Origin of the sequence: Simiaoa sunii (assembly GCF_014337175.1) — a bacterium.
GTDB classification, from domain to species: Bacteria; Bacillota; Clostridia; order Lachnospirales; family Lachnospiraceae; genus Acetatifactor; species Acetatifactor intestinalis.
This window is the reverse complement of sequence record NZ_CP060633.1, coordinates 2001851-2014003: the sequence shown is the minus strand read 5'-3', so window position 1 is coordinate 2014003 and position 12153 is coordinate 2001851. Positions and strand designations below refer to the sequence as shown.

8 protein-coding genes are annotated in these 12153 nt (G+C 47.0%); all 8 read left to right on the top strand.

Annotated elements, in window-relative coordinates; genetic code table 11:
* Positions 1-9: 9 nt before the first annotated feature.
* On the top strand, positions 10-1173 hold the full coding sequence (locus H9Q77_RS09285; RefSeq protein ID WP_249325309.1) for a phosphoglycerate dehydrogenase: 1164 nt from the start codon (positions 10-12) through the stop codon (positions 1171-1173).
* Between the two features lie 162 nt (positions 1174-1335).
* A complete protein-coding gene (locus H9Q77_RS09280) occupies positions 1336-2109 on the top strand; it encodes a PHP domain-containing protein (protein WP_249325307.1) in 774 nt (257 codons plus the stop codon).
* Between the two features lie 221 nt (positions 2110-2330).
* Complete coding sequence (locus tag H9Q77_RS09275; RefSeq protein ID WP_249325305.1) at positions 2331-4631, top strand: ABC transporter substrate-binding protein; 2301 nt, start codon at positions 2331-2333, stop codon at positions 4629-4631.
* Positions 4632-4648: 17 nt separating this feature from the next.
* Entirely contained in the window at positions 4649-5563 is a 915-nt protein-coding gene (locus tag H9Q77_RS09270; protein WP_249325303.1) for a carbohydrate ABC transporter permease, read from the top strand.
* The gene (locus H9Q77_RS09265) at positions 5563-6513 is read left to right on the top strand and encodes a carbohydrate ABC transporter permease (RefSeq protein WP_330595896.1); all 951 of its coding nucleotides are present in this window, start codon (positions 5563-5565) and stop codon (positions 6511-6513) included. The genes H9Q77_RS09270 and H9Q77_RS09265 overlap by 1 nt, the downstream gene beginning before the upstream one ends.
* Positions 6514-6595: 82 nt before the next feature.
* Positions 6596-8314 (top strand): HlyD family efflux transporter periplasmic adaptor subunit, encoded by a 1719-nt coding sequence (locus H9Q77_RS09260; RefSeq protein WP_249325301.1) that lies wholly within the window; start codon positions 6596-6598, stop codon positions 8312-8314.
* Positions 8315-8349: 35 nt separating this feature from the next.
* A complete protein-coding gene (locus tag H9Q77_RS09255) occupies positions 8350-9549 on the top strand; it encodes an ABC transporter permease (RefSeq protein ID WP_249325300.1) in 1200 nt (399 codons plus the stop codon).
* A 34-nt stretch (positions 9550-9583) separates the two neighbouring features.
* The gene (locus H9Q77_RS09250; protein ID WP_249325298.1) at positions 9584-12109 is read left to right on the top strand and encodes an extracellular solute-binding protein; all 2526 of its coding nucleotides are present in this window, start codon (positions 9584-9586) and stop codon (positions 12107-12109) included.
* Positions 12110-12153 lie beyond the last annotated feature (44 nt).

The following is a 12153-nucleotide window of genomic DNA, read 5'->3' as shown; positions in this document are numbered from 1 at the left end:
GGGAGAAAAATGTTTCAGATCAATTGCCTGAATCCCATTTCCAAAGTGGGACTGGATCGTCTGACAGCAGACTATAAAGTAACCGATAATATGAATGACGCAGAGGGCGTTCTGGTCCGCAGTGCTTCCATGCATGAGATGGATCTGCCGGAAAACCTGCTGGCAGTAGCGAGAGCCGGTGCCGGAGTCAACAACATTCCTCTGGATAAATGTGCCAAAAAGGGTATCGTAGTATTTAATACTCCCGGTGCCAACGCCAATGGCGTGAAGGAACTGGTGATCGCAGGCATGCTGTTAGCTGCCCGTGATGTGGTAGGCGGTATCGAATGGGTCAAGGCATCCAAAGACAACGCTGACATTGCCAAAGCCGCAGAAAAAGAAAAGAAGAAATTCGCCGGTACGGAAGTAATGGGCAAAAAGTTAGGTGTCATCGGTCTGGGTGCTATCGGCGTCAAGGTGGCCAATACAGCAGTAAGCCTTGGTATGGAAGTCTATGGCTATGATCCTTACGTATCCGTCAATGCTGCTTGGAACTTAAGCCGTTCTGTCAAGCATGTGATGAATGTGGAAGAAATTTATGCAGACTGTGATTACATTACGATACATGTACCGCTTCTGGATTCTACAAAGGGTATGATCAACAAGGAAGCCATCAGCAAAATGAAAGATGGCGTGGTCCTGTTGAACTTTGCAAGAGATCTTCTGGCAAATGAGGCAGATGTCCTGGAGGCTTTACAGAGTGGCAAGGTAGCCCGTTATGTGTCTGATTTCCCGAATCCTACGACAGCAGGACAGCCCGGCTGTATCGTGATCCCTCATCTGGGCGCAAGCACCGAGGAATCCGAGGATAACTGTGCGAAGATGGCTGTGGAAGAGATGATGGATTACCTGGAGAACGGCAATATCCGTAACAGCGTAAATTATCCTGCCTGTGACATGGGCGTATGCAGCCAGGCCGGAAGAATTGCCATTTTCCATAAAAATATTACCAATATGCTGAATCAGTTTACTGCAGTGATCGGTGAGAAGAATATCAATATTTCCGATATGACCAACAAATCCCGCGGTGAAGTGGCATATACCATGCTGGATATTGAAAGTGCGGCAACGCAGGATCTGGTAGAGGCTTTGCAGAAGATTGACGGTGTCTTCCGTGTACGTGTGGTAAAATAGAATATCAAATAAAACATGCAGGAAAGTTACAGACAGGCATTGGGTGGAATATATCCGGTGCCTGTTTTATTTTTCGCAAAAGCGTTGTATGCTATGAGGGAATCTGTTATACTTGGCATGGGCCAAAGACGTAAGCCACAAGAGAAAGAAGGAACAAAACAGATGAAATTTGATATGCATTGTCATACAAAAGAAGGATCTATGGATGGAAAGGTTCCTATTGACGATTTTATTGCGGAATTGATCCGCAAGGGTTTTGACGGTATGTTGGTCAGTGATCATAATTCATATAATGGTTACCGCGCGTGGAAACGAAACATCAAGGATCAAAAATATAAAGATTTTGTAGTGCTGAAGGGAATTGAATACGATACCATTGATGCCGGACATATCCTGGTGATCATGCCTGAGAATGTTAAGCTGAAAATTCTGGAGCTTCGGGGGTTACCGGTACAGATTCTGATCGATATCGTGCATAAGAACGGCGGAATATTAGGACCGGCACATCCCTGCGGAGAGAAATATTTAAGCTTCACCAATACCCTGAAGAAGCGGAATCAGATGGCGGTGATGAATCAGTTTGATTTTCTGGAAGGCTTCAATGCCTGTGAGAGTGTAGAGAGCAACCATTGCGCCAAGGTACTGGCGGAAATGTACGCACTGCCGACCTTCGGTGGAAGCGATGCTCACAAAACGGACTGTATCGGTATGGCGTATACAGACATTCCGGATCAGATCCACTGTGAATCCGATCTGATCCGGGCGGTGAAGCTGGGAGAAGGGATCAAATGCGGAGGATCTTATTACCGGGGTACTACCAAAGAGAAGATCGGAAAAGCCAATAATATTCTGGTACAATCCTTCTGGTTCTACAACAGACTGGGAAGCCTGTACCGGCATCACAGAAGAAAAACCGAAATGCATAAGATGGTATAGGTCCTCTGGGCCTATACTTTTTTGTAACTATTCTGAATAGTTCCCTTTTTTTATACAAATCGTAATCTAAGTTCATAAATTCTTAAGATGCTTTTACTATGGAAATAGGGTATAATATGCATAAATAAGTAAGCAATATGGAAGGTTCCGTAGAACTTGCTATTAGGGCGAATCTTTAAGATTACAGACCACAATAAACGTAATTAAGAGGAGAGAAATATATGAGAAAAAATTTAAGGGGCAGAAAAGCAACCGCGATCGCACTGGCATCCGTTATGGCAATGTCACTTGCAGCCTGCGGTAAGCAGGATGGATCGAATCCGGGGGGACAGACAGAACAGAAGGAATATGTATATGTTCCCGAATATCTGGAGCTGGACGATAATACGAATTCCAGCTACAGTAACATGACAGTACAGGGGGATAAGCTGTATTATACAAATTACCAATGGGATGAAGCTTCCGGTGAGAGCAAGGTCGTGATTGGAGCTTATTCGCTGACAGACGGTTCCAGGGAGGACCTGCCGATCACCATTAATGCGGACGGCGGTGGAATCTATTCCATGCAGGCAGACGCAGAAGGTAATATTTATACTGCGGAATTTGAGTGGAATGCCACCGAAGGTGATGACGCTTATACACAGCAGACAACGGTATTGCACAAGTACGATGCATCCGGTACGGAGCTGATGGCACAGGATATCACGGACATCATGCAGCAGGATGAGAATAATTCTTATGTGGGCAGCATGTGCCTGGACGATCAGGGCAGATTTTATATCAGCTCTGATTCATTGATCCGGCTGTTTGGCAGTGACGGACAATTTCAGGGAGCTGTGCAGACGGACAGCCAGTGGATCCAGGGCATGGGAAAAGCAAAAGACGGCAAGGTATACCTGGCTTATTACGATCAATCCGGCAATGTGAAGCTATCGCAGATCGACTTTGACGGCAAAGCATTGGGACAGACGTACGATAACTTCCCGAACACGAACGGTAACGGAGCGTTATGTGCCGGAATAGAAAATGATCTCCTGGTGAATACGGATACTGCCCTGTATGATTATAGTCTCGCAGACCAGAAGACTACCGAAATATTGAACTGGCTGGACAGTGATATTAACGGCAGTTATGTCACCTATGCCGCAGCCACCGCAGACGGTAAGATCTTGGCAGTGGTCAATGACTGGAACACAGGGGAAACTGACCTGGTGAAGCTGACCAAAACCAAGGCCAGTGAGGTGGCACAGAAGTCCCAGATCACGATCGGAACTCTGTATACCTCCCAGAGCCTTCAGGCAGCAGCCGTAGCCTTCAACAAGCAGAGTAATGAATATCATGTCAATATTAAAACATATATCGATGATAATAACTGGACCGAAACTTCCTGGGCGGATGGCATTACAGCCATGAACAATGATATTACTTCCGGAGCCGGGTGCCCGGATATCCTGGATCTGTCCAACCTGGATGTCAAGGAACTGGCTTCCAAGGGTGTATTTGAGGATATGACACCCTATCTGGAGAAGAGCAGTGTATTAAGCAAGGACGATTTCTTTGAAAATATTGTAGACAGTTATACCTTTGACGGAAAACTGGTGGGAATTCCGAAGAGCTTCACCTTAAACACAATCGTCGGTAAGACCTCCGAAGTAGGCGATAAGAAGGGCTGGACCATTGACGATATTATAGCCTATGCAGGCCAGCATGAAGGTGCTTCCCTGTTTGAGGGCATGACCAAGAGCGGTATGCTGTACACACTGTTAGCTTATGATCTGGACAGTTATATTGACTGGGAGACGGGAAAGTGCAGCTTTGATTCGGAAGATTTCCAGAAGGTACTGGAATTTGTCAATACCTTCCCCGAAGAGTATGACTGGCAGAATGACGACAGATCTACACCGGCGAAGATCCAGTCCGGTGAAGTACTGTTGAATATGACAGGCATCTATCAGCTGAACAGTATTCAGGAGGAGGAAGCTATGTTCGGTGAGCCGGTAACCTATATCGGATATCCTACCTCCGGCGGTGGCAGCGGTACTTATATGCAGGCCAGTGAGCTGTATGCGATTACCGCTAAATCCTCCAACAAGGACGGCGCATGGGCATTTATTGAGAATTACCTGAATCAGCCGTTTGATGATTTATATTCCTATGGACTTCCCGCCAGAAAGTCTGCACTGGATGATATGGTGGAGAAGGCGCTGAATGTGACATATATGACAGATGAAAACGGTGAGCAGATCCTGGATGAGAACGGGAATCCGATTCCGGAGAACGGTACTTCCGGCATCAGTTACGGAGACTGGGAGTACACCTATCACACTCCTACCGAGGAAGAGATCGATATCCTTAAAGATCTGATCAGCGTGGCTGAGCCTTCCAGCGCAACCGGTAATGATGAAATCACCAATATCATCACGGAGGAAGCAGAAGCATTTTTCAAAGGTCAGAAATCTGTATCGGATGTGGCGAATGTCATTCAGAGCCGTGTACAGGTCTATGTAAATGAAAACAGATAAGGAAAGGCTTGATTATTGTGAGCAGGCAGCAGGTGGATCAGAAGCGGAAGCAGCATCACAAATTAGATAAGAGAATGCGAAAACTGAAGAGAAGCTCGGGGCTTTTTATAGCCCCAAGCTTTCTTGGGGTACTTGCTTTCTTTTTTCTTCCTTTTCTGGTTGTGATATTTTACTCGCTGGTGGATAACCCTATCAGCATGAATTTTGTATTTTTAGACAACTTTGTAAGTGTAATAAAAAACGCGGCATTCCGTACGGCAGTGCATAATACAGTGGTATTTTCTGCAATTGCGGTGCCACTGGCCGTGGTTTTGTCCCTTCTTCTGGCAGTGGTACTGGAAGCAAAGCTTCCTTTCCGGAGTCAGTTCCGTACCTTTTTCTTAAGTCCCATGATGGTGCCGGTGGCATCCATTGTACTGATCTGGCAGGTATTGTTCCATTATAATGGTGCGGTCAATGATCTGTTGGGAGTATTCGGTGTGGAGAAGATCGACTGGCTGAAGTCTGGCTACTCCATTATTGTAATAGTGATCTTATTCCTATGGAAGAATCTGGGATATAATATGATCCTGTTTATGGCAGCACTTGCCAGCATACCCAGGGATCTTCTGGAGGTGGCGAGACTGGAAAACGCCACATCGTTACAGACCTTTTTCTACATTAAGATCCGGTATTTGTCTTCCACCTTTTTATTTGTGACGATCATGTCCCTGATCAGCTCTTTTAAGATCTTCCGTGAGATCTATCTGCTGACAACGGATTATCCTTACGATTCCATCTATATGCTGCAGCACTTCATGAACAATAAGTTCAAGAGTCTGGATTATCAGACGCTGTCTGCAGCAGCAATATTGATGTCTCTCGTCATGGTCGTGATCATCGGACTTCTGTTCGCAGTGGAAAATCATTTCGGAAAGGATGTGGAAGGCTGATGGAGCAGAAGATGAAAAAACCTGTTCCACCGGAGCTTAGAAGGGCGATCCGGTTCAAGAAGAGAAAGAAGATATATGAGAATATGCGCATCAGCATAGCAACAGTGATCGCAGCCTTTTTTGCCATACTGTTCCTGATGCCGATCGTTCTGACGATCACCAACTCTTTCATGTCATCTTCGGAGATATCAGCGAACTATGGTTCGGTATTTGCCACGAATGATAAGGGCGGCAAGGTCTATATTTCCGAAAAAGTGAATTTGAAATTTATTCCGGATATCGTATCCTTCAGCCAGTATACTACGGTACTTTTGAAAAGCCCGGAATATCTGCTGAAATTCTGGAATTCCGTGATCCTGGTGGGGCCGATCGTACTGTTTCAGCTGATCGTGGCATCGCTGGCGTCTTATGGATTCGCCAGGTACTCGGGGAAGCTGAGGTCATTGGTATTTTTCTCCTATGTGATATTGATGCTGATGCCGTATCAGGTAACGCTGGTACCCAATTATCTGGTGGCGGAAAAGCTGAATATATTAAATACGTACTGGGCCATCTGGCTGCCCGGGATCTTTTCACCCTTTGCAGTCTATCTGCTGACGAAGTTCATGAAGAGAATTCCTGTGGGAGTCATGGAAGCGGCACAGATCGACGGTGCCGGAGAGTGGCAGATTTATCGGCTGATCTGTATGCCGTTGTGCAAAGGGGCGCTGTGTTCCGCAGCCATCCTTGTATTTATCGATTACTGGAATATGGTGGAACAGCCTCTGATCCTGTTATCCGATGCGGAGATGCATCCCCTGTCCGTGTTCTTGAGCAAGATCAATTCCGGAGAGATCGGACTGGCATTCGCCGTGGCTACAATCTACATGGTACCCAGTCTTCTGGTATTTCTCTACGGAGAAGAATATCTGGTAGACGGAATTACCTACCAGGGCGGTGTCAAAGGCTAGGAACACTGATTTTTGATGATATACCGGCATGGATCCGACTGTCGGAATACAGATAGAAAGTGAAGTATAGAGGAGAAGCAAGATGAACGAGAACGGTGGAAAAAAGAGAAGAGAATGGGTAAAAAATGCAGCCATTATATTCTTGTCGGTAATGTTGGTGCTGACATTTTTCTCCAACACATTTATGAACTATTCCCTTCCGGAAGTGGCGGCACAATATGTACAGTCCGGCACCATTACGGCGAAGATCCGCGGAACCGGCACGGTGGAGAGCGGAGATCCCTATAATGTGAAGATAAATGAAACGCGTACCATCTCCAGCGTCCTGGTGAAGACCGGGGATAAGGTGGAGAAGGGAGCTCCCCTGCTGTTACTGGAGGATAAGGAAAGTAAGGAACTGACCGATGCCCAGGCAGCACTGGATAAGGCAATGCTGGATTTCGAACTGGCACTTCTGTCCGGGGATATTTCCAATACGGCCTATACAAATGTCCAGACCGGTCAGATAGCATCAGTAGGTACCTATCAGAGCCGGATCGTTGCGGCAGAGGCGGAGATTGACAAATGGCAGAAGCAGGTGGATGAAGCTACGACAGCTATCAATCAGTTAAAGACCGCACAGGTGAATGTGGATGCCGGCGGAGCTCCCGACACCAGTTCCGAACAGGCAAAAGTTGCAGAAGCCCAGGCAGCATTGAATAATGACTGGGTCAAGATCGCAAAGGATAAGATCAGTGAGTGGCAGACAGCCAAGGCAGCCTGCGATGCCACCATCGCAAAGTACAAGGAGGGAATATTAAGTTCCGTATCCGGAAATGACCGTCAGAATCAGGTACCTAAGGAAGAGTACGATGTGGCAGTGGTTAACAGTACAACCTATCAGAAACTGATCGACGAAAAACAGGCACAGATCAATGCAGATCCTGCAGCTGTGACAGCATATAATAATAAAGTGAATGCCCTGGCAGAAGCTAACAAAAAACTGGCAGAGAAGCAGAACAGCAAAACAAATGCCACCAGTTCCCTGACGGTACAGACCCAGAACTGGCAGAATGAACTGGACAGCAGAAATGCAAAGCTGAAGGCAGCACAGGACTTTAAGGCACAGCTATTGAAGGATATCTCCACAGAGCTGAATCTGGATTACCAGTTAGACAGCCTCAAGAAGCAGAGAGATCAGATTGCAAAATTGCAGGAGAATGCAGTAGGAGCCAGCATCGAAGCCCCCATTGCGGGTACCATTACCGGTGTAACAGTCAAGGCAGGAGACGAGGCACAGCCGGATACTGCACTGGTGACCATGCAGCCGGAAGGTAAGGGCTTTACCATGAGCTTCTCCGTGACCAATGATCAGGCGAAGAGACTTTCCGTGGGAGATAAGGCAGACCTGGTGAATTCCTGGAGATACAGTGATATGGATATTACCCTGGCCAGCATCAAGCCGGATACCACAGATCCCGGTCAGAAGAAGCTGCTGACCTTTGATATCACCGGAGATGAAGTGACACCCGGACAGTCCTTAAATGTATCCGTGGGACAGAAGAGTGCCAATTACGATCTGATCGTACCCAACAGTGCCATCCGTGAGGACAGTAACGGTAAGTTTATCCTGATCGTGGAATCCAAGAGCAGCCCCTTAGGTAACCGTTATGTGGCAACTCGTGTGGATGTGGAGGTACTGGCAAGTGATGACACCCAGTCCGCAGTGAGCGGAGCTTTATATGGCTATGAATTTGTCATTACGACATCTACCCAGCCGGTAGAGGCAGGAAAGCTGGTCAGACTGGCAAATAATTCATAAGCGTTTAATCTTACAGGAAGGAAGAAACAGACTATATGTTTCGGATGCAGATACAGAGTAAAAAAAAGTGCATATGGTATTGCAGTGCGGCAGTATCCTTCCTACTGTTCCTGCTATTGAATCTATGGTGTGATCATCTGGTCAATATGCAGGACGCCCAGCAGATGGCCGGACGCTGGAGTGAAAAAAAGGATGTGGCACAGATCAGCTGCTTTTTCTCCTCCAAAGCGGAAGTGACGGAGGATACCATTCAAAGCTTTGAATATTCACTGAAAAATGTGCTGCAGGAGGCCTCTATTACAGAGACCTCAGAGAATCCAAGTGCCAGACTCTGGGTGGATGCTTATAGCGCAGACGGTAAGATCACCCTGGTGAACGGAAGGAATACACTGGATGCCAATGCGATTGGGATCGGAGGGGATTTTTTCCTGTTCCATCCGTTAAAGCTGATCACCGGCTCCTATTTTTCCGGTAATGATCTGATGCAGGACTATTGTATCATCGATCAGGATGCGGCATGGCAGCTGTTCGGCTCCAATGATGTGGTGGGAATGACCGTATATATTGGCAATGTCCCGCACATTGTGACCGGAGTGGTACGCAGACCCCAGGGCAGAATGGAAAAGGCAGCAGGCTTAACTTCAACGGTAGTCTATGTATCTTATGAGACCCTGGAGGCCTATGGGACCAACAACGGTATCAATCATTATGAGATCGTGATGCCGAACCCTGTGGATGAGTTCGCCTACGGCAAAGTAAAAGAAGGGATCGGTATAGACGAGAAAAACGTCGAGATCGTGGAAAACAGCAGACGTTATTCCCTGCCCAACCGGATCAAAACAATCCTTGCCTTCGGAACACGTTCCATGAACGGCAAAGCCATCATCTACCCCTACTGGGAGAATCTGGCGAGAGGCTATGAAGACATTATTGCATTACTTACAGTATTTATGCTGTTTCTGTTATTATATCCGGTAGTGACCGTTATCTGGTGCTTTGTACACTGGTGGCGCCATAAGGGCTGGACTTTGAAGGATGTATGGCATACCGGTAAGGATAAGGCAGAGCGGGCTGTGGAACGCCGCAGGGAGAAAAAGCACTCCCACAAAGAGAGGGATGTCCTGGAGGAACTGGAACGGGAGTTGGAGGAAGACCCTTATGCTGACAGTGAATTCTCCTGGCTGACGGATGAGCCGGCGGTGGGAGCAGAGACAAAAGAGGAACAGCAGTCGTAAAACAACAGACACAGACAAGAAAAGGAGAGGGAGAATGAAAAAGAAAGGGAAAAAACTGATCAGTATCGCGTTGACCGTGGCAATGATCGCAGGTCTGACTGCCTGTGGAAAGGGTAACGGCGGGAACGGAAACGGTGGCAGCAGTGCGGCCGATGCCAGCCTTGCAAAACAGTATGTATTTAAGGAACAGGCGCTGGATCTCAATATGGATTCAGACAATATGAATATTGATCTGCTGACCAAAAAGGGAGATACGATTTACCTTCTGTTTGAGACCTATGACTATTCCGAGAACGGCAGTCAGAGTAAGCTGCATCTTGCTACAATGAAGCAGGACGGTACCGTCATCGACACCGTAGAACTGCCTATGTGGAAGGAAGGAGAGGCTCCGGCGACTCCGGCACCTGCACAGGACGGTGAGGATCCTGTAGATACACCTGCGGATGGAGCGGACGGAAGTGAAGCAATGCCGCTTACAGAGCAGGAGACCAGCACACAGGATATTACGGCAGCGGATATGCATGTGGTAGATGCACCGGCAGGGAACAGCAGTTATACTTACACATCGCTCAACAATTGTACGGTCGGTTCGGATGGGAATGTTTACGGAATACGTAATTACTATAGTGAGACATATTCCGACGATGATTACAGCAGTACGAATGATTATGCATTGATCTGCTGGAGTGCGGATGGAACTATCAAATGGGAAGCTGATCTGAATGATATGAATACAGAAGAAAGCTATTCCTGGGTACATAGTATCATCCCCAATGAGGATGGAACCCTGACACTGCTGTTAAGCGGTGATAAAATAGAGAAATGCACTGTGACGGAAGAGGGTATCACAGACCGGAAGGAGCTGCCGGAGGCAGCAGCAACACTGTTCAACAATGCTAGTTCTAATATCATTACGCCGGATGGCAAGGTGCAGATCATCTATTATGATGAGAGCAATTACACGGATATGTATATCGCAACCTATGATCCTGCAACAGATGCGGTATCAGAAGGAATAAAGTTTTCCTCGACACTGACCAGCGGCGGTTATTATAATATGGTGCCCGGAGACGGTGACATCCTGTACTATGCCGATAGTAACGGCCTGTTCAGTTATAATGTGCAGACACAGGAGTCGAAGCAGATCATGAGTTATATCAATTCGGATCTGGCTGCCGGCAGCCTGAACAATTTCCTGGTACTGGACGAGGAACAGTTCCTGGGCTTTTACTATGATAACAACGAAGGCAAAATGTGCGGCGGTCTGTTCACTCACGTGAAGCCGGAGGATATCAAGGACCGGATCGTCCTTACACTGGCCGGTAACTATATTGACTATGATCTGAAGAGAAAAGTAGTAGAGTATAATAAGTCCGGTGACACCTATCGTATTGTAGTTAAGGAATACAGTACCTACAACACTGCAGAGGATTATACTCTTGGTGTGAAGCAGTTAAATAATGATATCATCTCCGGAGGAATGCCGGATATTCTGGTCGTGGACAGCAATATGTCAATGGACAGCTATATTGCCAAGGGACTGGTGGCAAATGTGGATGACCTCATTGCGGGGGATGAGGAATTATCGAAATACGACTATCTGCAGAATGTCTGGGATGCGTACCGTGTGGACGGTAAACTGTACTATGTGATTCCTTCGTTCTATATCTCTACTATGGTAGGAAAAGAAGCTATTTTCGGTGACCGTACCTCCATTACTATGGAAGAGCTGCAGACGATCCGGGATACCATGCCGGAAGGAACCGCACTCTTCAGTGATGAGACCAGAGACAGCTTCCTGTATACTATGATGAATTATTGCGGCAGTGATTTCGTGGATGTGTCCACCGGAAAATGTGCATTTGATACGGATAATTTTGTGGCAATGCTGACCTATGCAGCCGGGCTGCCGGTAGAATATGGAGAGGATTACTGGGGAGACGATTACTGGAATAACTATGAATCCCAGTTCCGTGAGGACAGAACCCTGCTGGATGGCATCTCCATCAGCAACATCCGTGATCTGAACGGTACGATCAACGGTGTCTTCGGTGAGGATATCTCCTTTGTGGGCTTCCCGACCGATGGAGACATGGGATCCATATTATGGGCAGGTAACAGGATGTATGCCCTGTCTGCAAAATCCAAGAACCTCGACGGTGCATGGGAATTCCTGCGCTACTATCTGACACAGGAATATCAGGATAAGATACAGGAACAGGAATACAATCTTCCGGTACTTCGCAGCACCTTTGAGAAGAATGTGCAGGATGCTACGAAGAAGCCGTACTATATGGATGAGAACGGCAACAAAGTGGAATACGATGAGACCTATTACATCAATGGGGAGGAAATACTGCTGCCGCAGCTGACACAGGAGCAGGTGGACAGAATCGTAAGCTTTGTGGAAAGTGTGAATAAGAGGGGATACTATAATGAGGCAATCTCCAATATCATTTCGGAAGAAGCCGGTGCATACTTCTCAGGACAGAAGAGTGCGAGGGATGTGGCAAGTGTCATTCAGAGCCGTGTACAGGTCTATGTAAACGAGAACAGATAAACGGAAGATAGCACTGCGTAGAGCAGAATAGTAAAAGATGGCGG

Bases quoted from the DNA above. Each gene is read 5' to 3' on its own strand.
- H9Q77_RS09285 (WP_249325309.1), top strand. From the start codon at position 10: ATGTTTCAGATCAATTGCCTGAATCCCATTTCCAAAGTGGGACTGGAT.
- H9Q77_RS09280 (WP_249325307.1), top strand. From the start codon at position 1,336: ATGAAATTTGATATGCATTGTCATACAAAAGAAGGATCTATGGATGGA.
- H9Q77_RS09275 (WP_249325305.1), top strand. From the start codon at position 2,331: ATGAGAAAAAATTTAAGGGGCAGAAAAGCAACCGCGATCGCACTGGCA.
- H9Q77_RS09265 (WP_330595896.1), top strand. From the start codon at position 5,563: ATGGAGCAGAAGATGAAAAAACCTGTTCCACCGGAGCTTAGAAGGGCG.
- H9Q77_RS09260 (WP_249325301.1), top strand. From the start codon at position 6,596: ATGAACGAGAACGGTGGAAAAAAGAGAAGAGAATGGGTAAAAAATGCA.
- H9Q77_RS09255 (WP_249325300.1), top strand. From the start codon at position 8,350: ATGTTTCGGATGCAGATACAGAGTAAAAAAAAGTGCATATGGTATTGC.
- H9Q77_RS09250 (WP_249325298.1), top strand. From the start codon at position 9,584: ATGAAAAAGAAAGGGAAAAAACTGATCAGTATCGCGTTGACCGTGGCA.